General features: G+C 44.5%; 23 protein-coding genes. 18 read left to right on the forward strand and 5 right to left on the reverse strand.

Annotated elements, in window-relative coordinates; all coding sequences use genetic code 11:
* The first annotated feature begins 177 nt into the window (after window positions 1–177).
* A complete protein-coding gene (locus tag AB4375_RS01535; RefSeq protein WP_017068501.1) occupies window positions 178–1224 on the forward strand; it encodes a lactonase family protein in 1047 nt (348 codons plus the stop codon).
* Window positions 1225–1292: 68 nt separating this feature from the next.
* Here the strand turns inward: AB4375_RS01535 and AB4375_RS01540 are convergent, their stop codons facing one another.
* Complete coding sequence (locus tag AB4375_RS01540) at window positions 1293–2468, reverse strand: 2-octaprenyl-3-methyl-6-methoxy-1,4-benzoquinol hydroxylase (protein WP_017062325.1); 1176 nt, start codon at window positions 2466–2468, stop codon at window positions 1293–1295.
* Window positions 2469–2776: 308 nt separating this feature from the next.
* Here AB4375_RS01540 and miaB point away from each other — a divergent pair, with 308 nt between their 5' ends.
* The 5 genes from miaB (at window position 2777) to lnt (ending at window position 8509) form a co-directional block, all read left to right on the forward strand.
* Entirely contained in the window at window positions 2777–4201 is a 1425-nt protein-coding gene (gene miaB, locus AB4375_RS01545) for a tRNA (N6-isopentenyl adenosine(37)-C2)-methylthiotransferase MiaB (RefSeq protein WP_017062326.1), read from the forward strand.
* A 163-nt stretch (window positions 4202–4364) separates the two neighbouring features.
* Window positions 4365–5486: a PhoH family protein gene (locus AB4375_RS01550; RefSeq protein ID WP_017062327.1), complete on the forward strand. Its 1122-nt coding sequence runs from the start codon at window positions 4365–4367 to the stop codon at window positions 5484–5486.
* On the forward strand, window positions 5487–5948 hold the full coding sequence (gene ybeY, locus AB4375_RS01555) for an rRNA maturation RNase YbeY (RefSeq protein WP_012603383.1): 462 nt from the start codon (window positions 5487–5489) through the stop codon (window positions 5946–5948). It abuts the gene before it with no gap.
* 120 nt (window positions 5949–6068) lie between these two features.
* Window positions 6069–6959: a CNNM family magnesium/cobalt transport protein CorC gene (gene corC, locus AB4375_RS01560; protein WP_012603382.1), complete on the forward strand. Its 891-nt coding sequence runs from the start codon at window positions 6069–6071 to the stop codon at window positions 6957–6959.
* Between the two features lie 32 nt (window positions 6960–6991).
* Window positions 6992–8509, forward strand: a complete 1518-nt coding sequence (gene lnt, locus AB4375_RS01565; RefSeq protein WP_017064170.1) for an apolipoprotein N-acyltransferase — start codon at window positions 6992–6994, stop codon at window positions 8507–8509.
* A 90-nt stretch (window positions 8510–8599) separates the two neighbouring features.
* Here the strand turns inward: lnt and AB4375_RS01570 are convergent, their stop codons facing one another.
* Window positions 8600–9070, reverse strand: coding sequence for a zinc ribbon-containing protein (locus tag AB4375_RS01570; RefSeq protein ID WP_017062329.1), 471 nt, complete (start codon window positions 9068–9070; stop codon window positions 8600–8602).
* Between the two features lie 263 nt (window positions 9071–9333).
* Between AB4375_RS01570 and leuS the strand changes: the two genes are divergently transcribed.
* From leuS to lipA, 12 genes are all read left to right on the forward strand, one after another.
* The gene (leuS, locus tag AB4375_RS01575) at window positions 9334–11910 is read left to right on the forward strand and encodes a leucine--tRNA ligase (RefSeq protein ID WP_372050899.1); all 2577 of its coding nucleotides are present in this window, start codon (window positions 9334–9336) and stop codon (window positions 11908–11910) included.
* Between the two features lie 179 nt (window positions 11911–12089).
* Window positions 12090–12728: an LPS assembly lipoprotein LptE gene (gene lptE / locus AB4375_RS01580; RefSeq protein ID WP_102333779.1), complete on the forward strand. Its 639-nt coding sequence runs from the start codon at window positions 12090–12092 to the stop codon at window positions 12726–12728.
* Window positions 12729–12740: 12 nt separating this feature from the next.
* Window positions 12741–13766 (forward strand): DNA polymerase III subunit delta, encoded by a 1026-nt coding sequence (gene holA, locus AB4375_RS01585; RefSeq protein ID WP_372050900.1) that lies wholly within the window; start codon window positions 12741–12743, stop codon window positions 13764–13766.
* Between the two features lie 66 nt (window positions 13767–13832).
* On the forward strand, window positions 13833–14150 hold the full coding sequence (rsfS, locus tag AB4375_RS01590; protein ID WP_004735247.1) for a ribosome silencing factor: 318 nt from the start codon (window positions 13833–13835) through the stop codon (window positions 14148–14150).
* 3 nt (window positions 14151–14153) lie between these two features.
* Window positions 14154–14624, forward strand: a complete 471-nt coding sequence (gene rlmH, locus AB4375_RS01595; protein ID WP_017068506.1) for a 23S rRNA (pseudouridine(1915)-N(3))-methyltransferase RlmH — start codon at window positions 14154–14156, stop codon at window positions 14622–14624.
* Window positions 14625–14630: 6 nt separating this feature from the next.
* Window positions 14631–16523, forward strand: coding sequence for a penicillin-binding protein 2 (gene mrdA / locus AB4375_RS01600; protein WP_017068507.1), 1893 nt, complete (start codon window positions 14631–14633; stop codon window positions 16521–16523).
* Entirely contained in the window at window positions 16523–17644 is a 1122-nt protein-coding gene (gene rodA, locus AB4375_RS01605; protein WP_017062334.1) for a rod shape-determining protein RodA, read from the forward strand. The genes mrdA and rodA overlap by 1 nt, the downstream gene beginning before the upstream one ends.
* 3 nt (window positions 17645–17647) lie before the next feature.
* Window positions 17648–18487: a septal ring lytic transglycosylase RlpA family protein gene (locus AB4375_RS01610; RefSeq protein ID WP_136974115.1), complete on the forward strand. Its 840-nt coding sequence runs from the start codon at window positions 17648–17650 to the stop codon at window positions 18485–18487.
* A gap of 93 nt (window positions 18488–18580) precedes the next feature.
* On the forward strand, window positions 18581–19762 hold the full coding sequence (locus AB4375_RS01615) for a serine hydrolase (RefSeq protein WP_017068508.1): 1182 nt from the start codon (window positions 18581–18583) through the stop codon (window positions 19760–19762).
* A gap of 232 nt (window positions 19763–19994) precedes the next feature.
* The gene (gene ybeD / locus AB4375_RS01620) at window positions 19995–20273 is read left to right on the forward strand and encodes a DUF493 family protein YbeD (protein WP_026084358.1); all 279 of its coding nucleotides are present in this window, start codon (window positions 19995–19997) and stop codon (window positions 20271–20273) included.
* 195 nt (window positions 20274–20468) lie between these two features.
* Complete coding sequence (lipB, locus tag AB4375_RS01625) at window positions 20469–21128, forward strand: lipoyl(octanoyl) transferase LipB (protein ID WP_017068510.1); 660 nt, start codon at window positions 20469–20471, stop codon at window positions 21126–21128.
* A gap of 4 nt (window positions 21129–21132) precedes the next feature.
* A complete protein-coding gene (lipA, locus tag AB4375_RS01630) occupies window positions 21133–22098 on the forward strand; it encodes a lipoyl synthase (RefSeq protein ID WP_017064177.1) in 966 nt (321 codons plus the stop codon).
* A 204-nt stretch (window positions 22099–22302) separates the two neighbouring features.
* Here lipA and AB4375_RS01635 read toward each other — a convergent pair whose 3' ends face one another.
* The 3 genes from AB4375_RS01635 to AB4375_RS01645 form a co-directional block, all read right to left on the reverse strand.
* Window positions 22303–23664 carry a sodium-dependent transporter gene (locus AB4375_RS01635; protein ID WP_017059919.1) on the reverse strand — a complete coding sequence of 454 codons (1362 nt, stop codon included), beginning with the start codon at window positions 23662–23664 and terminating at the stop codon, window positions 22303–22305.
* Window positions 23665–23953: 289 nt separating this feature from the next.
* Window positions 23954–24730 carry a YggN family protein gene (locus tag AB4375_RS01640; protein WP_372050902.1) on the reverse strand — a complete coding sequence of 259 codons (777 nt, stop codon included), beginning with the start codon at window positions 24728–24730 and terminating at the stop codon, window positions 23954–23956.
* Window positions 24731–24818: 88 nt separating this feature from the next.
* On the reverse strand, window positions 24819–25292 hold the full coding sequence (locus AB4375_RS01645; RefSeq protein WP_017059917.1) for a GreA/GreB family elongation factor: 474 nt from the start codon (window positions 25290–25292) through the stop codon (window positions 24819–24821).
* Window positions 25293–25329: the final 37 nt, after the last annotated feature.

The raw sequence follows: 25329 nt of genomic DNA on the forward strand, positions 1-25329 counted from the left end.
AGTCTCTCCGACCGCACCATCATTAAATAGAACCCAGCTTTTTAGCTGGGTTTTGTTTTATCTGGAATATGCAAATCTGCTAGCCAAGTCACCAAGTATTCTCTTCTATAACCTCACTTTTAATACGATTTTATAAGACAATGTCAGCTCCATTTTCTAATTGAGTATGACTAGCCTATGAAACCCCTCCCCTTAACGATCGGTTGCTACACAGATACACCAAGTAAAAGCCAAGGTGTTTATCAAACTCAGTTAGATCTAGAAACAGGAAAACTATTACCTCTAGAGCTGATCATCAAATGTACTAACCCCTCTTTTATTACTGTAACAAAGACTGGGATCTATACTGCATCGGAAGTGGACCAGCAAAAACAGCCCCAGCTCATTCATATACCTAATGTTGATTCACAGCTAACACACAATACAAGCCTCATCTCGGGAGATCACCCTTGTCACGTCGCGATAGATCCACACAATAAGTTTGCTATCACGTCGCAATACTCATCAGGCACATTCGATATTTTTAGCTTAAGTATCAACGGCAGCATCGATAAACGACTCAAAACAATCCAGATGGTTGGTTCCGGGCCAAACAAAGAGAGACAAACTAGCCCACACGCCCATCAATGCCTGTTCTTACAAAACTCACCACAGTTTGTGACTGTCGATCTCGGCACCGATCGCATCAACTTCTATTGCTTTGATGAAGAGCAAGAAGAGTTCCTTGATGAACCAATGCAGTCTATTAAGGTGCCCGCCGGCAATGGACCTCGCCATTTAATCTTTAACAAAGCTGAAGACAGAGCCTATGTGGTCTGTGAACTCTCTGAAACGTTGCTGACTTTGGAAAAGGTTTTAGGCATTTGGAATGTAGTGGAAGAGATTGATGCATTGCCTAATATGGAGAAGGGAGAAGCCGCAGCTGCGATTAAGCTATCGCCTGATGAGCAATTCCTTTATGTGTCATGTCGACACCAATCAAGAATCAGTAGCTTCAAAATCGACTCTGAGACTCAAAGGCTGACTTTCATTGATAACTACGACACTGAAGGCAAATTCCCAAGAGACTTCCATATAACGAACGATGGGAAATGGCTTATCGCCGCCAACCAGCACTCCAACAACATCACCTCATTCAAGCGAGATAATGAAGATGGGTCTTTGGTTTATACAGGGTACTCTTTAGAGATCGATGCACCGGTTTGTGTGACGCAACAGCGATAGTAGTCATCTGATACAAAAAAGGAGAGCATTCGCCCTCCTTCTCTTTATAAAGTGTCTGTAATACTCAATTAAAGGCCCAGGGCATACTTCAACACTTGAGCTTTAATCGGCCCTGAGTTCTCTGCTAGCTTGAGTGCAGCATTACGCACAAACTTAAGTGGACCAATGTCGTTGCTGAATGTCTTATAGAAGAAATCCATACCGCTTTGCATCACTAGGTTGTCACCTCTTCTCATCACCTCGTAGCGTCTTGCTACAGACTGGTTCAATTCACCCTTTTCTTTGGTGACATCCAGCAGTACTGATACATCTTTGAAGCCTAAGTTAACACCCTGCCCAGCCAAAGGGTTGATGGTATGCGCAGAGTCTCCGACCAAAATACAGTTATTCTTCGAGTATGATTGAGCATGACGTCGTGTCAGAGGAAAAGAACCCGAATTCAAGACTTTGATATCACCTAACTCTTTAGGAAAGTGAGTAAGTACTTCGTTACGTAGTTTTTCAGGGGCCATTGCTGACAGTTGCTTAATACGCAGTGGAGAATCATACCAAACTAACGAGCCCAGCCCGACTTCTTGACCGTCAGAGGTTAGAGAACACAAAGGCAAAAATGAACGAGGGCCACTTGGTAGAAATTGCTGCCAAGTAATATCTTGCTGAGGTTGTTCTGTTTCTACATTGATAAGCATACAGTGTTGTCGATAATCCCAAGCCGTGATGCCAATTCCAGCTTGTTGGCGAACGGCTGAATTCGCACCATCAGCACCAACCACCCACTTCGCAGACAACTCAGCCCCTGATTGAAGCTTTACGATATTGATTTCACCAAACTCAATCACATCGAGCTTTTCTGGGCATAACAGTTCGAGATTGTCGTAGGCATCAAATTGAGACCATAAACCTAATTGAATGAGTCTGTTCTCAACGATATAGCCCAAACGAGGAAGGTCTAGTGAGGCAGCATCAAATCGAGTACGACACTCTGGGTGCTCCCACGTCTCTAAACGTTTATAAGAACACACTCGCATTGCTGCAATACTTTGCCATGCACCAAGATTTTCAAGCAAATCGACCGATGCTTGAGAAATCGCTGACACACGAATGTCCATCGCTTGCGATTCATCAAAAGCTTGTGGGGCAAAACCTTCGATCACCGCAACACTCAGACCTTGCTTTGCAAAACCGATTGCTGTTGCTGCGCCAACCATGCCGCCACCGACTACTACAATATCGTAACTGTTCATATTTCGTACTTATCAGTTTGATTCTTTGACTGTTTTTGATTGTACTTTTTCATAACTAACTTGTAACCAAAAACCTTATTCGAAAAAAGGGTTATCCCTTATGGCATATGGCGTTAACGATAATAAAAACCACTACATAAGAGATTTGTTCAGACTACTAGTCAGTCGGTTTTGAAACCAGTACAATACGCCGCTTGCCGCTAGAGCCTGTCATAAAATTGAATACCGAATTATGACAAACGGGGCTAGCGGATGAATAATGGGCGATTTGCTCCCTTAAATTAAACTAACGATCGAGCGAACATATAATGAGTAAGAAACTGCTAATTAAAACTTGGGGCTGTCAGATGAATGAATATGATTCATCAAAAATGGCCGACCTGCTTAACGCTGCAAATGGCTATGAGCTAACTGAAGTACCTGAGGAAGCAGACGTACTACTATTGAATACTTGTTCTATCCGCGAAAAAGCGCAAGAAAAAGTATTCCACCAGCTTGGTCGTTGGAAAACGCTTAAAGATAAAAAAGAAGGTGTGGTGATCGGTGTGGGTGGCTGTGTAGCGACTCAAGAAGGTGATCACATTCGTCAACGTGCACCTTACGTAGACGTTATCTTTGGCCCACAAACATTACACCGTTTGCCAGAGATGATTAAATCATCACTGTCTAACGAAAAGCCAGTAATGGATATCTCTTTCCCAGAGATCGAAAAGTTCGATAACCTGCCAGAGCCAAAAGCTGAAGGCGCGACGGCGTTCGTTTCTATCATGGAAGGTTGTTCTAAATACTGTACTTACTGCGTTGTACCATACACACGTGGCGAAGAAGTTAGCCGTCCAATGGATGATGTACTTTTCGAAGTTGCTCAACTTGCAGAGCAAGGCGTACGTGAAGTTAACCTGCTAGGTCAAAACGTAAACGCATACCGCGGTCCAACACACGAAGGCGATATCTGTTCATTCGCAGAACTGCTTCGTCTTGTTGCTTCTATCGACGGTATCGACCGTATTCGTTTCACAACAAGCCACCCGCTTGAGTTTGGTGACGACATCATTGAAGTTTACAAAGACACACCAGAGCTAGTGAGCTTCCTTCACCTACCAGTACAAAGTGGTAGTGACCGTATTCTTACGATGATGAAGCGCCCACATACGGCTATCGAGTACAAATCTATTATCCGTAAACTGCGTAAAGCTCGCCCTGACATTCAAATCAGCTCTGACTTTATTGTTGGTTTCCCTGGTGAGTCTAAGCAAGACTTCGAAGATACAATGAAGCTAATTAAAGACGTTGATTTCGATATGAGCTTCAGCTTTGTTTTCTCTCCACGTCCAGGTACGCCAGCGGCAGATTACCCATGTGATGTACCAGCACAAGAGAAGAAAGATCGTCTGTACGAACTGCAACAAACGGTAAACACACAAGCTATGCGCTTCTCTCGTCTAATGCTAGGCACAGAGCAACGTATCCTTGTTGAAGGTCCATCAAGAAAGAACCTAATGGAACTTCGCGGCCGTACAGAAAACAGCCGTGTTGTGAACTTCGAAGGTTCTGCAGACCTAATCGGCCAGTTCGTAGATGTGAAGATCACTGAGGTTTACACCAACTCACTACGTGGTGAGCTAGTTCGCACAGAAAAAGACATGGGTCTACGCGTTGTTATGACTCCAGCAGAAATGATGGAAAAAACAAAACGTGAAGACGAGCTAGGTGTAGCGACATTTACGCCGTAGGCAATACAACTGTTTGAGCACAAAGCGCAAACACAAAGCTTGAAATTACCTAACTAAGTGACCATCTTAGAAATAGGGATATCACCATCAGAAGCCCGGTCTAAATCGGGCTTTTTGCTCTTTGTTTTATTTAAGAGTGAGTGGCACAAAATGAGAGGCTAATTTGAGCAATAAAATCGTTACCTTAGAGATAAATCTAGAACCAGCAGACAACAAGCGCTTGGCAAGTTTATGCGGACCATTTGACGACAACATCAAGCATCTTGAGCGTCGTCTGGGCGTTGAGATTAATTACCGTAGCAACTTTTTCACCATTGTTGGTAAGCCTCACACTACAGCCGCAGCTTTAGACATCATCAAACACCTCTATGTTGAAACGGCTCCAGTTAAAGGCAACATAATCGATATCGAACCAGAGCAAATACATCTGGCGATCACCGAATCAGGCATTTTGGAGCAACACGTCGAGTCTGAAATTGACTACGGCAAAGAAGTGACCATTAAGACTAAAAAAGGCGTCATCAAACCTCGAACGCCAAACCAAGCACAGTACCTAATGAACATGGTGACTCATGACATCACCTTTGGTATTGGGCCAGCAGGTACAGGTAAAACCTACTTAGCCGTTGCTGCAGCAGTTGATGCACTTGAACGCCAAGAGATTCGTCGCATTCTATTGACGCGCCCTGCTGTTGAAGCCGGTGAGAAGCTTGGTTTCCTACCGGGTGATTTAAGCCAAAAAGTAGACCCATATTTACGTCCACTTTACGATGCGCTGTTTGAGATGCTTGGCTTTGAGCGAGTTGAGAAGCTGATTGAACGTAACGTAATTGAAGTTGCACCACTGGCTTACATGCGTGGTCGTACATTGAATGATGCGTTTATCATTCTTGATGAGAGCCAAAACACCACGGTAGAACAGATGAAGATGTTCTTAACCCGTATCGGTTTTAACTCACGCGCTGTGATCACAGGTGATATTACGCAAATCGATTTACCTCGTGGTGCAAAATCAGGCTTACGCCATGCGACTGAAGTGCTCAATGAAGTCGACGACATTAGCTTTAACTTCTTCATGTCTGAAGACGTCGTTCGTCACCCTGTAGTTGCTCGTATCGTCAACGCATACGAGAAGTGGGAAGCAAAAGACCAGAAAGAGCGCAAAGAGTTTGAAAAGCGTAAACGTGAAGAGCGTGAAGCCAAACTTCTTGAGGCTCAGCAGGTAGTTACGACACAATTAGCAACACAAAATAGCTCTGTAATTGCAGAACAAGGTGATAAATAGATGTCTATTGAACTAGACCTGCAATTAGCGGTCGAAAATGAGCAAGGTCTTCCAACTGAGCAAGATATTCAGCTTTGGTTGGACAAGACAATTCCTCAGTTTCAAGAGAACGCTGAGTTGACGGTTCGTATCGTTGATACACAAGAAAGCCACCAGCTCAATCATGAATATCGTGGCAAAGATAAGCCAACTAACGTGTTGTCTTTTCCATTCGAGGCTCCTCCAGGGATCGAGTTAGATCTACTGGGCGACCTCATTATCTGCCGCCAAGTTGTCGAAAAAGAAGCAGAAGAGCAAAGTAAGCCTCTGCTAGCACACTGGGCTCATATGGTTGTACATGGCAGTCTGCATCTGCTAGGTTATGATCATATCGAAGATGATGAAGCTGAAGAGATGGAGTCACTCGAGACAGAAATCATGCAATCTATGGGGTTTGAAGACCCTTACATTCTAGAAAAGTAAATTGATTCTAGTAAAGTAGGTTGCAGAGAAACAATAACTCATCGAACCTGTGATTTTCACAGGAATCTGAGTTGTAACGTGTGCTATCACACTTCTGATAGCGTTATTTTTTGAGAAATCATGAACGAAGGTAACCCCCCCACTTCTGAGGGAAGTAAAAAATCTGAAGGTCCGAGTAGAAAGTCCTTCTTTGAACGCCTAGGCCAACTATTTCAAGGTGAAGTAAAAGATCGCCAAGAGCTCGTAGATGTAATCCGCGACTCAGAAATTAATGACCTAATTGACCACGACACACGCGACATGCTCGAGGGTGTTATGGAAATTTCAGAGATGCGAGTACGCGATATCATGCTGCCTCGCTCTCAAATGGTTACAGTTGAACGCACAGATGATCTAGATACATTGATTGCGCTCATTACTGATGCTCAACACTCTCGCTACCCAGTGATCAGTGAAGATAAAGACCATGTTGAAGGCATTCTATTAGCGAAGGACCTACTTAAGTATTTGGGTTCAGAAAGTGCTCCATTTGATATCGAACAAGTGATTCGCCCTGTCGTGGTTGTTCCTGAAAGTAAGCGAGTTGATCGCCTGCTTAAGGAGTTCCAAGAAGAGCGTTACCACATGTCTATCGTTGTCGATGAGTTTGGTGGAGTTTCTGGCCTGGTAACCATTGAAGATATCCTCGAAGAAATCGTTGGTGAAATTGAAGACGAGTTCGACGATGAAGAAGAGCTAGATATTCGTAAGCTGAGTAAGCATACCTTCTCTGTAAAAGCTTTAACCACTATTGAAGAGTTCAACGATACGTTTAACACTGCCTTTAGTGACGACGAAGTGGATACGGTAGGCGGCATGGTTATGACAGCACTCGGCCACCTGCCGGTTCGTGGCGAAATTGTAGAAATCGAAAACTACCATTTCAAAATAACATCAGCAGATAACCGTCGTGTGATTCAGCTACAGGTAACCATTCCTGACGAACAGCCTCTTCCGACTATCGAAGAATAACAACTTCTCTCTAAAGAGATGACAGAAATTAGATGACTAATACCTTTATTCATCGCCTATTACGGCCGCTTGCGGCCGTTTTTGTTGGCGCTATAACCACCCTTTCATTCGCTCCATACTCTATATGGCCTCTTGCTATTCTCAGCCCAGCTTTGTTGCTGTTACTGATCCACAACCGCTCTCCTAAAAGTGCGCTTTGGATTGGCTACGCATGGGGTTTAGGTCAATTCACCACAGGTATCAGCTGGGTATACGTCAGCATTGATGGTTTTGGCGGCATGCCACTGGCAGCCAACCTATTTTTGATGGCATTGCTTGTTGGCTACCTAGCCGTTTATTCAGGGCTATTTACCTGGGGTTTGAATAAATTCTTCCCTGCCAATAACCTAAGCCGCTTTTTCCTTGCAGCTCCTGCATTCTGGCTAGTCTGTGATTGGCTGCGTGGCTGGGTAATGACGGGCTTCCCTTGGCTTTGGTTAGGCTACAGCCAAATCGATTCGCCATTGGGTTCATTTGCACCGATTGGCGGCGTAGAGCTAGTAACTTTAGCGATCATTGTTTCAGCCTCTGCATTCACTTATGCGATTGTTAACCGGGCTTGGAGCATCGCTCTCATTCCCGCCGTCGTATTTAGTGCAGGCTTTGGTATTCGCAACATCGACTGGGTCACGCCGAACCCTGAAAAAACCACGTCAGTCGTCTTGATACAAGGCAACGTCGATCAAGACAGTAAATGGCTACCGAGTCATCGCTGGCCAACCATGATGAAGTACACCGACCTAAGCAGAGAAAACTGGGGAGCGGATATCATCATCTGGCCTGAAGCGGCTATTCCAGCATTCGAAGTTGAGATCCCATCTTTCCTACGTAACTTGGATAGCGCAGCGAAGATGAACAACAGTTCGATCATTACCGGTGTGCTGAATCAGTCTGAAGATAAGAAATACTACAACAGTGTTCTTTCTCTCGGTGTGAATCCATACGGTGAGTACAGCTACGATCCAGACGAACGCTACCATAAACACCACCTGTTACCATTTGGTGAGTTTGTGCCGTTTGAAGATATCTTGCGTCCATTAGCACCTTTCTTTAACTTGCCAATGTCATCATTTAGCCGTGGCGACTTTGTTCAACCAAACATAGTGGCAAATGGTCGTCACTTAGCGCCGGCACTGTGTTATGAGATCATCTTTAATGATCAAGTTAGACAGAACGTAACCGACGAGACTGACTTTATTTTAACGCTCTCTAACGATGCGTGGTTTGGTCGTTCGATTGGCCCTCTGCAACATATGGAAATTGCACAGATGCGTGCTCTGGAGCTTGGTAAGCCGGTTATTCGCTCGACCAACAACGGTGTGACGGCAGTTACTGATTACAAAGGCAATATAATCAAGCAAGTGCCTCAGTTTGAAACGGCAGTGTTAAAAGCTGAACTCATTTCAACGGATGGTCAAACGCCTTATCACACAGTAGGTACTTGGCCACTGTATATCTGGGCGATGCTCAGCTTGGTGATTGGTTGGGTAATTAGAAAGCCAAAAAGCTAGATTCGACGAAAAGTGATTTGAGGGTTGACTGATCGGGTCAACCCTTTTTCATTGCTGTGGTTTTGCGTTGATACGCTATGGTTCAGAAGCTTACGGTTTAAGGGCTTTACGACTAAACCCTTTAGAACCACATTTAATGCATGGAATGATATTGGTTGGGTGGTTATATTCGGTTTGGTGACCACACTCGTCACATACTAAGGTTCCCAAGCCAATGACTTCACCCGCTTGATACAAGCCTTGGTGTTCTAAGTCTTGGAACAGTTCAACCCATTCCACCTTAGTACGATCAGTAATATCCAACAGCCCTTGCCAAATAGAGTCCGCAATCATCAAATAGAATGGACCGCTTTTACTCTCTTCATAGCTTTCGGAAAACTCTTTTAAGTCCGACTTCACGTAGGCAGAGATCAATGAAAGCTCATCTTTAGTCATATCATTAGCTGCTTTCGCAAACTTGCCCGACGTTTCGATTTTGTTGTTGAGCTCTTCAGGGCTATGCTTCAGCGTTTCAATCACCTCTTCGACGACTTCTTCATAGAGCGCTTTTTTCTTCGGCATAACAACCTCCTTAAGATAACCAACCTTTTAGTGAGCAAACGGATGCGCTGCAATGCACTCCCGCTTACAAACAAATGCAATTCATACTCTTAAGTATAGTTGCCCTGCGAAATTCAGTGAAAATTACACAATCTACTAAGCGGCAACTGCAAGTATGAAGGGTATAACTATTGTTGTACTCAGCTCCTTTAGGTATTCTATGACGATCTGTAAGATTCTGTTCTAACCGAACTCACAAATTCCAAGATAACCGGATACCATCGATGCAAGAACAATATAACCCGCAAGAGATTGAACAAAAGGTTCAACAACACTGGGATAACAGCGAGACTTTCGTTGTAAGTGAAGACCCAAACAAAGAAAAATTCTACTGTCTTTCTATGTTCCCTTACCCAAGTGGCCGACTGCACATGGGTCACGTGCGTAACTACACCATCGGTGATGTGGTATCTCGTTTCCAACGTCTACAAGGCAAAAACGTAATGCAGCCAATTGGTTGGGATGCATTCGGCCTACCTGCAGAAAACGCCGCTGTTAAAAACAATACAGCACCTGCACCATGGACTTACGAAAACATTGAGTACATGAAGAACCAGCTTAAGCTTCTAGGCTTTGGTTACGACTGGAACCGTGAATTCGCAACGTGTACTCCAGAGTACTACCGTTGGGAACAAGAGTTCTTCACTAAGCTTTACGAAAAAGGCCTGGTTTACAAGAAGACATCTTCAGTGAACTGGTGTCCAAACGACCAAACAGTACTGGCAAATGAGCAAGTAGAAGACGGTTGTTGCTGGCGTTGTGACACTCCAGTAGAGCAAAAGAAAATTCCACAGTGGTTTATTAAAATCACTGAGTACGCTCAAGAGCTACTAGACGATCTAGACAACCTTGAAGGTTGGCCTGAAATGGTTAAGACCATGCAGCGCAACTGGATCGGCCGCTCTGAAGGTGTTGAGCTATCTTTCGCTGTTAACGGCGAAGAAGCACCATTAGAAGTGTACACAACACGTCCAGATACACTAATGGGTGTTTCTTACGTTGGTATCGCTGCAGGTCACCCTCTTGCAGAGAAAGCATCTCAAAACAACCCAGAGCTTGCTGCATTCGTTGAAGAGTGTCGTAACACTAAAGTTGCTGAAGCTGAACTCGCAACGATGGAAAAGAAAGGTATGGATACTGGCCTAACGGCTATCCACCCTCTTAACGGTCGTGTTGTTCCTGTATACGTAGCAAACTTCGTACTTATGGATTACGGCACAGGTGCGGTAATGGCGGTTCCTGCTCACGATCAACGTGACTACGAGTTCGCAACTAAGTACGGCATCGATATCATCCCAGTAATCAAACCTGAAGATGGTTCTGAACTAGACGTGTCTGAAGCGGCTTACACTGAAAAAGGTGTACTGTTTGATTCTGGTGAATTCGATGGTCTTGCGTTCCAAGAAGCATTCGATGCAATTGCTGCGAAGCTTGAAGCTGAAGGCAAAGGTAAGAAGACAGTAAACTTCCGTCTACGTGACTGGGGTGTATCTCGTCAACGTTACTGGGGCGCTCCAATCCCAATGGTAACCACTGAAGACGGTGAAGTTCACCCAGTACCAGCAGACCAACTGCCAGTCATTCTTCCAGAAGACGTGGTAATGGATGGTGTGACCAGCCCAATCAAGGCAGACAAGTCTTGGGCAGAAACAACATTCAACGGCGAACCTGCTCTACGTGAGACAGATACATTCGATACGTTCATGGAGTCTTCTTGGTACTACGCTCGTTACTGTTCACCACAAGCTGACGATATTCTAGACCCAGAGAAAGCAAACTACTGGCTACCAGTTGACCAATACGTTGGTGGTATCGAGCACGCTTGTATGCACCTGCTTTACTCTCGTTTCTTCCATAAGCTTCTACGTGATGCTGGCTACGTGACGTCTGATGAACCGTTCAAGCAACTACTATGTCAAGGCATGGTTCTGGCTGACGCGTTCTATCACGAAAACGAAAAAGGCACCAAAGAGTGGATTGCACCGACTGACGTAACGGTTGAACGTGACGGTAAAGGTCGCATCGAAAAAGCAGTCGACGATCAAGGTCGTGAAGTTGAACACTCAGGCATGATCAAAATGTCTAAGTCTAAGAACAACGGTATCGACCCACAAGAGATGGTAGACAAGTACGGCGCTGATACAGTACGTCTATTCATGATGTTTGCATCACCTGCAGACATGACGCTTGAGTGGCAAGAGTCTGGCGTTGAAGGGGCTAACCGCTTCCTTAAACGTGTTTGGAAATTGGTTCACGCTCACTCTTCTAAGGGTGCTGCTGAATCTGTTGATGCTTCTGCGCTATCTGGCGACCAAAAAGCACTTCGTCGTGATATCCATAAAACTATCGCGAAAGTAACGGACGATATTGGCCGTCGCCAAACGTTCAACACGGCAATCGCTGCAATCATGGAACTGATGAACAAGCTGGCGAAAGCACCTCAAGAATCTGCACAAGACCGTGCAATCCTTGACGAAGCGCTAAAAGCGGTAGTACGCATGCTTTACCCAATGACTCCACACATCTCTTACGAAATGTGGATTGCACTTGGTGAATCAAACGTAGACTCAGCAACATGGCCAACTTTCGATGAGAAAGCGCTAGTTGAAGACGAGAAAACTATCGTTGTTATGATCAACGGTAAGCTACGTGCGAAACTAACCGTTGCTGCTGATGCAACAGAAGAGCAAGTTCGTGAGCTTGGTCTAAACGATGAGAACGCTAAGAAGTTCCTAGATGGCTTAACTATCCGTAAAGTTATCTTCGTACCAGGTAAGCTTCTAAACATCGTTGCTAACTAATTTCGTTAGCACAATGCAATTGCTAAAGAATTAACGAACTTAATTCATCAAAAGCAGTCTGTAGACAGGGTAGCTAATTGCCCTGTCTACTTATTTAAGCGCTTTAGACTTGAGCCTAACCACTCAAACGAACTAAAGCCTTTAAATAAGTATTCTACCTTCATGAGAGCCATCAAATAATGCGCCTGATTTCACTATCTTCATTGAAAGTTACTGTTGTTGTTTTAACCGTCAGCCTATTAAGTGCGTGTGGTTTCCACCTACGTGGTGATTACTCCGTACCAGAAGAACTCAACAAGATCTCCGTAACCAGTTACGACCAATACAGTACGTTTACACGTATGATGAAAGGTCAACTGCGTATGAATGATGTAGAAATTGTGCTACCGGCTGAGAATACACCTAACCTGCATATTATTAGTGAGAGCGTAGGTGAGCGAACTCTGTCTCTATACCAAAACACTCGTGCAGCAGAGAAAGAACTGACATTCCGCGCTTCATACCGCGTAACTGTCCCGGATCTAGGCTCAAAGACGTTCTCAACCAGCGTAACCCGTAGTTACCTAGATAACCCGCTAACTGCACTTGCGAAGTCGGTTGAACGAGACATGATCGAAGATGAGATGCGTAAGTTGGCAACAAGCCAAATCCTTCGTCAGATGGCTCGACTAAAAGCGAACATTGCAGCTGATAGCATGGACCTAGATGCACTAGAGCACGTTCAAGTGAAAGAACTCGAAAAGCAATACAACATCAAGAATGTTGAGATCGTACCAGCTTCAGAAGAACAACCAACACTTAGCGATTCGGCTGAGTAATAGGTTTATTTGATGCGTATTTTTGCTGACCGCTTATCAGAGCAACTTATTAAACAGTTGAGTAATGTTTACCTAATTTTTGGTAACGAACCGCTACTGTTGCAAGAGAGCCGAGAAGCGATTCAAAAGGCTGCAAAACAGCAAGGCTTTGAAGAACGTCACCGCTTTGCGATTGATAGCAGTCTCGACTGGAATCAAGTCTACGACTGCACTCAAGCACTGAGCCTATTCTCTAGCCGTCAGGTCATCGAGCTTGAACTGCCAGAGTCAGGCGTCAATGCCGCAATAGCGAAAGAGCTACTCGCAATCTCCGAGCATATCCACAGTGATATTTTGTTAATCTTGGTGGGCACTAAGCTCACCAAAGCTCAAGAAAGCGCTAAGTGGTTTAAGGCTCTTTCGAATCAGGGTCACTGGGTCAGTTGCATAACGCCAGATGTCAGTCGGTTACCTCAGTTTGTCCAAGCGCGTTGCCGTCAAATCGGTTTAACGCCAGACCCTGAAGCGATTCAAATGCTGGCGCAATGGCATGAGGGTAATCTGTTTGCGCTGACCCAAAGCCTAGAAAAACTGGCTCTCCAATACCCAGATGGCAAGCTCACATTAGTACGCTTAGAAGAATCGCTGAGTCGACACAACCATTTTACTCCATTCCATTGGAGTGATGCGTTATTGGCAGGCAAAGGTAACCGAGCACAACGAATCCTGCGTCAGCTAGAAGCTGAAGGTGTCGAACCCGTCATTTTATTACGTAGCATACAACGAGAGCTTGCTCTGCTATTACAAATGCAGCAACAAATGAAACAGATGCCGATTGGTCAGGTCTTCGAAAAACACCGTATCTGGCAATCTAAAAAGCCTCTTTATAACGCCGCGCTAACAAGAGTTTCGATTTCTCAATTACACTCTTTGTTCGCGTTGCTCACTCAAGCTGAATTGATGACAAAAACTCAATATGAGCAGTCGCCTTGGCCACTAATTCATCAGTTAAGCGTAGAGTTTTGTATCCCTTCAGCTTCAATACCATTCCACGCATAAAAGCGTGTTATATTCTAGGGTCAACAAGCCCTAAACAAAGCTAAATTCAGATTAAAGGAACACCCAGTGTTACGTGAAGAACTAAAAGATTTTCTTGCAGACAAAGCCGACGACATGAAAGCAGAATCGATTGTAACTATCGATGTAGAAGGCAAATCAAGCGTTACTGATTACATGATTGTTTGTACTGGCACCTCTAAACGCCATGTTGCCTCTATTGCACAGCATGTTGCTGATGAAGTGCGTAAAGCGGGTATGCAACCTCTAGGTATGGACGGCCAGCAAGAAGGTGAATGGGTTGTTCTAGATATGGGCACAAGCATGCTTCACGTTATGCAAGAAGAGCATCGTGAGCTGTACCAACTAGAAAAACTTTGGGGCTAAGCTTTGAAGATCCAGTTAATCGCAGTTGGCACAAAAATGCCAAAGTGGGTTGAAGAAGGGTTTCAAGAATACAAACGCCGCTTCCCTCACGATATGCCATTAGAGCTCATTGAAATTACTGCAGGAAAGCGCGGTAAAAATGCAGATATTGCACGCATTCTTCAAAAAGAAGGTGAAGCGATGCTGGCTGCAGTTCCAAAAGGCAACCGTATTGTCACGCTCGATATCCCAGGTAGAAAGTGGGATACACCTCAACTTGCTGAGCAATTAGAAAGTTGGAAGCTGGATGGACGTGACGTATCTATCCTAATTGGCGGGCCTGAAGGATTAGCACCTGCATGTAAAGCGGCCGCAGACCAAAGTTGGTCTCTGTCTGCGCTTACTCTCCCTCACCCATTAGTACGCGTTATCATGGCTGAAAGCTTGTATCGAGCTTGGAGCATCACTGCTAACCACCCTTATCATCGAGAATAAGCGTTAATGTTACGTAAACGTAGCCAAATCCGCGATTACAAAGCAGAAGCACGACTATTTACTAGCCGTGCTTTTGTTGCGTTTGCGGGGATCATTGTCATGATGTCGATGTTGGTTGTTAACCTGTACAACATTCAGGTCAATCAATACCAAGACTATAAAACTCGTTCTAACGACAACCGTATCAAGGTCGTTCCGATCGCCCCTAACCGTGGTTTGATTTACGATCGCAACGGTATACTTCTTGCCGAAAACCGTCCTGTTTTCAATCTAGAAATCATACCCGAAAAAATTAAAGATATGGATGACACGCTTGCTCGTCTGCAAGCATTAATTGAGATCCCGCCAGAGCGTATCGAGCGCTTTAATCGTGATCGTCGTAATTCACGACGCTTTAAATCAGTACCTATTCTTAATCAACTGTCTGAAGAACAAGTTGCCGTCTTCTCTGTAAACCAACACAAATTCCCAGGTGTTGAAGTTACGGGAACTTTGAAGCGTTTCTACCCTTACGGTGATGTGCTCACTCACGTAATAGGCTATGTATCGCGCATCAATGACCGTGATATGCAGCGCTTGATGCGAGAAGAAAAAGACGCCAATTACCAAGCTACACGTGATATCGGTAAGTTGGGTATTGAGCGTTATTACGAAGATATGTTGCACGGTACAGCTGGCTACCAAGAAGTCGAAGTTAACAGTCGTGGACGAGTGATTCGTACCCTCAAATTTGTCCCTTCGGTTCCAGGCAAAGATATCGTACTTAACTTAGATATCAAGCTACAGCTATACGTACATAAGTTACTTGATGGCCGCCGTGGTTCAGCTATCGTTCTCGATCCGAAAGACAATGGCGTGTTAGCCATGGTATCGAGCCCAAGCTACGACCCAAACGCATTCGTGCATGGTATCTCGTCTAAAGGCTATAACGCGCTACTTCAAGACAAAAACCGCCCTTTGGTTAACCGTGCCACGCTAGGGATTTACCCACCAGCATCGACGATCAAACCCTTCATTGCTGTTGCTGCTCTGCAAGAAGGTGTTATTACACCAAACACTACGCGCAATGACCCAGGCTATTGGAAGATACCAAACTCAAAAACGAGACCATTCCGTGACTGGTTGCGTTGGGGACACGGTGTCGTGGATATAGAAAAAGCGATTGAAGAGTCGGTGGATACCTTCTTTTACCAAATTGCTTATGATCTCGGCATTGATCGCATATCCAAATGGATGATGATGTTCGGCTTTGGTGATTATACTGGCATCGATATCTACGAAGAAAGCAAAGCCAATATGCCAACTCGTGATTGGAAGATGGCCAGACACCGTGTGCCTTGGTATCAAGGTGATACTATTCCAGTTGGTATTGGACAGGGCTACTGGACTGCAACACCCATGCAGATTGCAAAAGCCACATCAGTTTTGGTCAATGAAGGTGAAGTAACCGCACCTCACCTACTTCGTTCAACCATTGATAACGGTCGTCCATTCGATGAACAAATCATGTCGGACATTGAAACTTACCCACCGCTAACCGGGGTTAAGAAGAAGTATTGGGATATCGCTCAGGAAGGTATGAGGCTGGCTAACCACGGTAAAAAAGGCACGGCAAGACGTTCATTCCAGAAAATGTCTTACCAAACCGCTGGTAAATCGGGTACCGCGCAGGTATTCGGCTTAAAAGAAGATGAAGAGTACAACGCGGATGAAATCGCAGAGCACTTACGCGATCACGCCCTCTTTACGGGTTACGCGCCTTTTGAAGATCCTGAAGCCGTCGTGACTATCGTTCTAGAGAACGCAGGTGGCGGTTCTTCTAACGGCGGCCCAGTAGTAAGAAGGATTTTAGACCATATTATCCTTGCAGAAGATTATCAAAGTGAGCCAATTAAATAATGAAACTTGATCCTTCAACTGGACGAAATAGAGCCCTATTCGAAAGGCTGCATATCGACCTGCCGCTATTGCTCGGCATTCTGGTTTTAATGGGCTTTGCCCTACTGATCATGTACAGCGCAAGCGGACAAAGCCTTGCGATGATGGATCGCCAGGCGATGCGCATGGCTCTGTCTTTAGGTGTGATGATCTTCCTAGCGCAAATCTCACCTCGCACTTATGAAACCTTGGCACCACTGCTATTTGTAGGTGGTGTCATCTTGCTATTGGGCGTGTTGTTCTTTGGTGAAGCCTCTAAAGGCGCCCAGCGTTGGTTAAACTTCGGCTTTGTTCGATTCCAACCGTCAGAGCTATTAAAGCTCGCGGTGCCTTTGATGCTGGCGCGATTTATCGGTAAGCGCTCACTTCCACCAACATTCCAAACATTAGCGATCTCGCTAGTGATGGTGTTTGTACCGACGATTCTAATCGCAAAGCAGCCTGACCTAGGTACATCTATCCTTATCGCCGCATCAGGTATCTTCGTGATATTCCTGGCAGGTATCAGTTGGAAAATCATTGCTAGCGCCGCAATCGCGTTAGGGGCATTTATTCCAATCTTATGGTTCTTCTTGATGCGTGAATATCAAAAGGTACGTGTAAGAACCCTCTTTGATCCTGAATCAGATCCATTAGGTGCGGGTTACCACATCATTCAAAGTAAGATTGCGATAGGTTCGGGTGGTATATCAGGAAAAGGTTGGTTGCAAGGCACTCAATCTCAACTAGAGTTCATCCCAGAGCGTCATACTGACTTCATTTTTGCGGTCATCGCCGAAGAATGGGGCATGATCGGTATCTTGTTCTTGCTTGCGATCTACCTGTTTATTATTGGACGTGGCTTAGTGCTTGCGAGCCAAGCTCAAACCGCATTCGGTCGAATGATGGGCGGCAGTATTGTACTGAGCTTCTTCGTTTATATTTTTGTAAACATTGGCATGGTAAGTGGCATTCTACCTGTGGTTGGTGTTCCTCTTCCTTTAGTCAGTTATGGTGGTACTTCAATGGTTACCCTTATGGCTGGTTTTGGTATTTTAATGTCGATCCATACACACAGAAAAGCATTCTCAAAGGCGACCTAATCGATGTCTATTACAACGTTTCCAAAAAAAGCATCCTTGGTTGATGAGCTGCCAATCAAAAAAATAGCCTCTATCTTAGGGCTAGCGATTTTAATCAATGGTTGTTCTTCAAAGCAGCCAACAGGCCGCTACGATATTGATTCAGATATTGCACCAGACGCACCTATCTCAGTAGAGCATCTCGAGGATGCTCACCCTCAGTATGAACCTTATAGTTTAGGTGGTAACACGGATTACACTTTACGTGGCGAAGACTACAAGATCGTAAAGAAGACCGAAGGGTTTACTGAGAAAGGCAAAGCCTCTTGGTACGGTAAGAAATTTCATGGTCACTTAACGTCTAACGGCGAGATCTATGACATGTATTCGATGTCTGCGGCGCACAAAACATTGCCAATTCCAAGCTATGTAAAAGTGACGAATACCGACAATAACAAAACGACGATTGTTCGTATCAATGACCGCGGCCCATTCCATGAAGGCCGAATCATTGACCTTAGTTATGCGGCAGCTTACAAGCTCGATGTGTTGAGAACCGGCACGGCAAATGTTGAGATTGAAGTCATTACTGTGGCTATGCCAACCGACGCAAATAAAAAGGCTGCTTTACCGCAATTTATTATTCAAGTCGCAACATCTCCACATGAAGATAGAACAGAGAAGTTAGCGAAAGATCTAGCCGAAAAGCTAGAAGTAGCAACGTTCTTGCAGCCAAATGATGACAACTACCGTCTGATGATTGGGCCATTTCATGACTATGCTCTGACTCAAGAGAAATTAGAACAAGTTAAGCTAATGGGTTACCCGTCAGCTTATATAAAAAAACACACCCTAACTCGCTAATTAATCTAACAGTTACTTCTGGTAATCAGCGCTCTGGTGTGACAGAGTGATTCTGTTAATATATGAATAGTTCACCAAATAATTGCATTCAAAATGATTAAATCTAATAAACTTGTTAAATCGATTTTTGCTACTTCTGTTGCTCTTTCTGCAACGATAGCTACATCGTCATTCGCCGCTCCTATTGTTGTTCCTGATGCTCCTCAAATCGCCGCTAAAGGTTTTGTTCTGATGGATTACCATTCAGGCAAAGTACTAGCAGAGAAAGAGATGAATACTCAGCTTTCTCCAGCAAGTTTAACCAAGATGATGACGAGCTACGTGATCGGCCAAGAGCTCGACCGTGGCAACATCAACCTAAACGACGATGTTGTAATCAGTGAAAATGCTTGGGCTAAAAACTTCCCAGATTCATCTAAGATGTTCGTTGAAGTGGGCACTACGGTTAAAGTTGAAGAATTAAACCGCGGTATCATCATTCAATCAGGTAACGATGCATGTGTTGCTATGGCTGAACACATCGCTGGCTCTGAAGATGCATTCGTTGACCTAATGAACGCTTGGGCAAGCTCTATCGGCATGAAAGACACGCACTTTGCTAACGTGCACGGTCTAGACAACCCGAACCTATACTCAACGCCTTACGATATGGCGCTACTTGGTCAGGCGCTGATTCGCGACGTACCAGACGAGTACCGTATCTACTCAGAGAAGAAATTCACATACAACGGCATCACCCAATACAACCGTAACGGTCTGTTATGGGATAAGAGCATGAACGTTGATGGCATCAAAACGGGCCACACAAGCAATGCAGGTTACAGCCTAGTAAGCTCAGCGACAGAAGGCAAAATGCGCCTAGTGGCTGTAGTTATGGGCACCAAGAATGCGAATGCTCGTAAAACAGAAAGCAAAAAACTGCTTAGCTACGGCTTCCGCTTCTTTGAAACAGTGGCACCACACACAGCCGGTGAAACCTTCGTAGAAGAGAAGATCTGGATGGGTAGCAAGGACACAGTTGCACTGGGTGTCGACGAAGATACTTTCGTAACGCTACCTCGTGGTCAAGCTAAGAACCTGAAGGCAAGCTTCGTTCTTGAGAAAGAACTAGAAGCGCCAATCAGCAAAGGCGATGTGGTTGGTAAACTATTCTACCAAGTAGACGGTGAAGACGTTGCTGAATACCCACTACTAGCACTTGAAGATGTAGACCAAGGCAGCCTATTCAGCCGTCTATGGGACTACCTAGTTCTTCTGTTCAAGGGTTTATTCTAAACTAGCCAAAGGTTTGTTCTAGGTAAAACCTAAGCTTGTTGTATAGTTAACCTAATGAGTAAGTTCATGATTTACTCATTAGCGAACCAAAAGCCGCCATGTGCGGCTTTTGTTGATCTTGAGTTCGGCGATATTTACACGTAATATTCCGCATTATTACTCGTGTCTGTTGACCGAACACGCTTTTTATCGACATTTCGCCAATTTGCGAGAGTCTAGCCTTTTGGAGCTAATCATGAACATCAATTCTGATGCAAAACTAAAAGACCTCTTAGAGTTCCCTTGTTCATTCACTTACAAAGTAATGGGCCACGCTAAGCCAGAACTGACTGAGCTAGTACTAGAAGTGATCCAGCGTCATGCTCCTGGTGACTACAGCCCAACGCTAAAACCAAGTGCGAAAGGTAACTACCACTCTGTTTCTATCAATATTACTGCGACTTCAATTGAGCAAGTAGAAACTCTTTATAAAGAACTGGGCGAGATCGAAATCGTTCGTATGGTTCTGTAATCTCCGATTACACATGAAAAACAGCGGCTTATTGCCGCTGTTTTTGTTTAAAGCGCCCTATCTAGCTCAAATTCATTCAACTTAATTTTCAATAAATACAAAGAAAGTTGAAAAACCTTGCAGTCCGTCTGTAGTTAGAATCATGTTTCGCGTTTATAATGCGTTCACTTTATTAATCCTTGAGGGAGTGCAGCTTTGCAAAATAAGCTAATCGTAAAAAAATTAGGCCGTCAGGATTACGAACCTGTATGGAAAGCCATGCATAAGTTCACAGACGAACGCACGGAAGAAGACCTAGACCAAGTTTGGTTGGTTGAACACAACCCTGTCTTCACTCAAGGACAAGCAGGCAAAGCTGAGCATGTATTAAATGCCGGTGATATCCCTGTAATACAAAGCGATCGCGGTGGCCAAGTGACTTACCACGGCCCAGGCCAATTAGTGGCTTACTTTCTGATTAACATCCGCCGCAAGAAATTCGGAGTACGTGATTTGGTTACTCATATCGAGAACCTCGTAATCAATACTCTGAAAGCTTACAATATAGATTCAGCTGCCCGACCTGACGCTCCTGGTGTTTATGTCGATGGCAAGAAAATCTGTTCACTTGGATTACGTATTCGACGTGGCTGCTCGTTCCACGGGTTAGCACTCAACGTCGATATGGACCTGTCTCCATTCCTACGTATTAACCCATGTGGTTACCAAGGTATGGAAATGGCGCAGGTAAGCCAACTCGGCGGACCAAGTGAACTAGAAAACGTTGAGCAACAGTTAATACAAGAGCTCGTAGAGCTACTCGGCTATGACCAAGTAGACATTCAAGCCACCAGTAACATTACAGCAGAAGCATAAAATCATGAGCAAACCAATCCAAATGGAAAAAGGCGTTAAATATCGTGACGCTGACAAAATGGCATTAATTCCCGTAAAGAATATGCCTGCTGAACAGAAAGAAGTTCTACGTAAGCCTGAATGGATGAAGATTAAACTTCCTTCAGACAGCCATCGTATTCAAGAAATCAAATCAGCAATGCGTAAAAACAACCTGCACTCAGTTTGTGAAGAAGCGTCTTGCCCTAACCTAGCCGAGTGTTTCAACCACGGTACGGCAACGTTTATGATTCTTGGCGCTATCTGTACTCGTCGCTGCCCGTTCTGTGATGTTGCCCATGGTCGTCCTGTTGCTCCTGAAGCTGAAGAGCCGAAGAAACTGGCTAAAACAATTCAAGACATGAAACTGAAGTACGTTGTAATCACTTCAGTTGACCGTGATGACTTGCGTGACGGCGGTGCTCAGCACTTTGCTGACTGTAACCGTGAGATTCGCGAACTCAACCCAAATATTCGTATCGAAACACTGGTTCCAGACTTCCGCGGTCGTATGGACGTTGCGCTTGACCTAATGAAAGACAACCCGCCAGATGTTTTCAACCACAACCTAGAGACAGCGCCACGTCTATACCGTAAAGCGCGTCCAGGTGCGAACTACAAGTGGTCTCTTGATCTACTGAAGAAATTCAAAGAGCAGCACCCTGATATCCCAACAAAATCAGGTGTGATGATGGGTCTTGGCGAGACAAAAGAAGAGATCGTTCAAGTACTGAAAGACCTTCGCGAACATGGTGTGACTATGCTGACACTAGGTCAATACCTAGCACCAAGCCGTCACCACTTACCAGTAGAACGCTACGTGCCGCCTTCTGAGTTCGATGAGCTGAAAGAGATTGCTCTAGAGCTAGGCTTTACTCACGCAGCGTGTGGCCCGTTTGTACGTTCTTCTTATCATGCGGACTTGCAAGCTCAAGGTATGGAAATTAAGTAATCACGATTGCTTAACGAACAATGCAAAGGCGCTGAATATTATGTTCAGCGCCTTTTTTCTATCTTGTTCGTGCCGCTATAGCTTTATATTTCGTGCCACTAAGCTTTATATAAAAACAACAAAGCCACTCTTTATGGGTGGCTTTGTGCTTAATATTTCAAGTTCAGAGGAGGTAATTTCAAAAAGCCCAGATAGGGTTCTGCATTAACCGAAAGATGCCCAGATAACCGTTGCTACCAAAATTGGGCACACAAACTTCACATACATTGGCCAAACCTTACCAAACCAACCAAGTTGAAAATCAGGACTGCCTTGTTCAAGCTCTTTCACTTTTGAAGCTCGGCTCCATACCCAACCACCAAACACACAGAACATCAGTGCAGCGACTGGTTGAAGATACTGAGTTGCAATCATCGCTACCATGCCAAACATCGCAGCAAAGTTGTAAACAATCACCACACTAAACAGCGCGATAGCACCACCAATCACCCAGCTTGTTGGCGTTCGTCTAGTATTGAAACGCTCACTCACTAGCGCAACCGGGCCTTCAAGCATCGAAATCGAAGAAGTCAGTGCAGCAATCGTTAGTAGTAAAAAGAACACAATCGCAAAGATCTGCCCAAGCACACCTAAACTATCAAACATCAACGGCAAAACCGTGAATACTAGAGTGTCAGAGCTTAATAGTGAGCCGTCTTCAGCGTAGATTTGAACGCCTTTTTGCATCGCAACAAACATTGCTGGCATCACCACTAATCCAGCAATAAAAGCGACAGCAGTATCCACCAGAGTTACGTTCATCGCCATTTTTGGTAGGTTCTCTTTCTTGCTTAAGTAAGAGCCATAAACCAACATCGAGCAACCGCCAATAGTGAGTGAGAAGAACCCCTGTCCCATTGCCGCCAGAATCAGTTTTCTATCCCACACTTTCTCAAAGTCTGGAATAAGGTAATGTTTTAGGCCTTCCATCGCGCCAGATTGCGTCATGATGTAAACAAACAATAAGCCAAATAAAACAAACAGCGCAGGCATCAAACGAGTCGACCATTTCTCGATGCCTTGCTTAACACCGCCCTGCACAATCAAGATAGTCAGTACATAGAACGCGACGGTACCAAATACGTTGCGCTCAACACTGAAGCCCTTAAACCAATCAGCAATCGCTTCTAGGCCGATAAGATCCGCGACCGCACCAATTAGGAAACAGATCAACCAGCCACCAACAATACTGTAAAACGCCAACACTGCGCTTGGTACACTCAGTCCAACCCAACCGACAAACTCACCGACTTTCTTACCCAAAGGGTTTGTCGTCAAAGATCGCATGCTATCAACTGGGTTTGCTTGGCCGTGACGGCCTATAGCCATCTCAACCACCAACATAGGGAAAGCAACCACGAAGATCATGATCAAATAGACTAAAAGGAAAGCGCCACCACCGTTGCTAGCAACTTGAGTCGGGAAACCCCAAATATTACCCAAGCCAACCGCTGCACCAGCCGCTGCTAAAATAAAACCTAAACGAGAGCTAAAGTGCTCTCTTGAAGAGGAAGATTGTTGGTCCATATCGCCCGCATTAAAAATCAGTGAACTAGTTGAGAAGTACAGTAATAAAAAGCAATGATAGGCACAACCAATAAATGAACAATTCTCTGATTTTTACAATCAATGCGCTATTTAGAACAACAAAATTAACAAAAAACCAGTCTTATCGTTCAATTATAAGCAACAAAGCGAAGCAGTAGGCTTAAGAAGGAAATGGATTGAATTGAGATAAATACTCGCCGTGTGGTTCCATTTATACAAACAAAAAGAGCACCGACCGGTGCTCTTACTATTCATCACTAGACTCGAATTAAATTGTGAAGACTTGGTAATCTTTTAAGTTCGGAATGATTTCATGCAGTTCTTGCTCTTGTTCTGCCATCTCATCAAGTGAATCACAGAACTCATTTGCTTCCTCCTGTACTTGTTGAGAGTGTTCTTTCATTCGCTCTTCAACTTTCAGCTTTAATTCAGCCATACTGTCAGCCAGTTCAGTCAGGTTTAGGCCACCGTCTTGTTTCATTTTTTCTGACATCGCATTAAAAGCGCTAGAGATAAATTCTTGGTTAAAGATTTCTTTCGCCTTCTCGAGATCTTCAGACCAGCCATTGGCCATCGAATCAAAGCTTTCTGCAGGCAACACTAATTCGCCATCTTTGTAATAACGCGCTTCCAGTTCTGCAAAGTAGGTTTTCATTGATTCTTTTACATTATCAAATGACTCAGGTGAATCCAGGCTAGCCGCGATATCATCAATCACGTCATTGGCTAACGCTAAGCTATCGTTGGCCATTTGTTTCGCTCGAGGTAAGTACTCACTCATGTTTTCGCGATATTTTTCAATCGCCGCTTGTTGGTCAGCATCAAGCTCAACCTTCTCACCATGAATATAGAGGTCGTTGTTATCATCAAAAACGGCCGTATCACCATTCACTTGATGGATTTCGACTTTTTGGTCATCAATTCGTAGTTCATTCTTCAAATCAACTCGACACTGAGCAGCAAACGTAGGCAGGCTCACAACTGCCATCGCCGCAGTTAACGATGCAATTAATACACTGTTTTTCATAAATACATAGCTTTTCATAACATCCTCTCATCAATCTGACAGATTACTATACCCTTGGTATATGCTCCTTTGTCAGAGAAACGTTTTATATCTATTAGTCAGTTAGTTAGTCGATAGAGATAACTTCGTAGCAAAACTGTTTATCTGCGACCTTAAACTCAATCTCATCACCAACTTCTTTACCCATTAGAGCCTGGCCAAAAGGTGCATTTGCCGTCACGATGGCAATCTCATTCTCATTCCACGTGACAGAAAGTCCGCCGACTCTCGGCCCCATAAAAAAGTGTTTATATTGATCATGCTCGTCAATGACCACAACGTAACTGCTCACCGTAACCTTCTCACTATCACGCAACACTAAGTTACGATAACACTGAATATCGTCTTCACACTCTTGTACCCTCACCGCTTGACCATGGGCGAGATACGAAGCTTCTAATGCCAATGTATCGTACTTATGTTCAGGCACTGTCTCTTCATCTGTCGCAGCATCAATAGCGCGTTGAGTAGCAGATTGTGCGATACGTAATCGGGATTCAAGTTGCTCTATGATTATTTGGCGAAGCTCAGACTTATTCATACTATTGGGGTGCTTTTCTATAGGAGCTACAGAATAG

Source organism: Vibrio sp. 10N.261.51.C6 (genome assembly GCF_041471785.1).
Lineage (GTDB): Bacteria > Pseudomonadota > Gammaproteobacteria > Enterobacterales > Vibrionaceae > Vibrio > Vibrio crassostreae_C.

Bases quoted from the DNA above. Each gene is read 5' to 3' on its own strand.
- AB4375_RS01535 (WP_017068501.1), top strand. From the start codon at position 178: ATGAAACCCCTCCCCTTAACGATCGGTTGCTACACAGATACACCAAGT.
- AB4375_RS01540 (WP_017062325.1), bottom strand. From the start codon at position 2,468: ATGAACAGTTACGATATTGTAGTAGTCGGTGGCGGCATGGTTGGCGCA.
- miaB (WP_017062326.1), top strand. From the start codon at position 2,777: ATGAGTAAGAAACTGCTAATTAAAACTTGGGGCTGTCAGATGAATGAA.
- ybeY (WP_012603383.1), top strand. From the start codon at position 5,487: ATGTCTATTGAACTAGACCTGCAATTAGCGGTCGAAAATGAGCAAGGT.
- corC (WP_012603382.1), top strand. From the start codon at position 6,069: ATGAACGAAGGTAACCCCCCCACTTCTGAGGGAAGTAAAAAATCTGAA.
- lnt (WP_017064170.1), top strand. From the start codon at position 6,992: ATGACTAATACCTTTATTCATCGCCTATTACGGCCGCTTGCGGCCGTT.
- AB4375_RS01570 (WP_017062329.1), bottom strand. From the start codon at position 9,070: ATGCCGAAGAAAAAAGCGCTCTATGAAGAAGTCGTCGAAGAGGTGATT.
- leuS (WP_372050899.1), top strand. From the start codon at position 9,334: ATGCAAGAACAATATAACCCGCAAGAGATTGAACAAAAGGTTCAACAA.
- lptE (WP_102333779.1), top strand. From the start codon at position 12,090: ATGCGCCTGATTTCACTATCTTCATTGAAAGTTACTGTTGTTGTTTTA.
- holA (WP_372050900.1), top strand. From the start codon at position 12,741: ATGCGTATTTTTGCTGACCGCTTATCAGAGCAACTTATTAAACAGTTG.
- mrdA (WP_017068507.1), top strand. From the start codon at position 14,631: ATGTTACGTAAACGTAGCCAAATCCGCGATTACAAAGCAGAAGCACGA.
- rodA (WP_017062334.1), top strand. From the start codon at position 16,523: ATGAAACTTGATCCTTCAACTGGACGAAATAGAGCCCTATTCGAAAGG.
- AB4375_RS01610 (WP_136974115.1), top strand. From the start codon at position 17,648: ATGTCTATTACAACGTTTCCAAAAAAAGCATCCTTGGTTGATGAGCTG.
- AB4375_RS01615 (WP_017068508.1), top strand. From the start codon at position 18,581: ATGATTAAATCTAATAAACTTGTTAAATCGATTTTTGCTACTTCTGTT.
- lipA (WP_017064177.1), top strand. From the start codon at position 21,133: ATGAGCAAACCAATCCAAATGGAAAAAGGCGTTAAATATCGTGACGCT.
- AB4375_RS01635 (WP_017059919.1), bottom strand. From the start codon at position 23,664: ATGGACCAACAATCTTCCTCTTCAAGAGAGCACTTTAGCTCTCGTTTA.
- AB4375_RS01640 (WP_372050902.1), bottom strand. From the start codon at position 24,730: ATGAAAAGCTATGTATTTATGAAAAACAGTGTATTAATTGCATCGTTA.
- AB4375_RS01645 (WP_017059917.1), bottom strand. From the start codon at position 25,292: ATGAATAAGTCTGAGCTTCGCCAAATAATCATAGAGCAACTTGAATCC.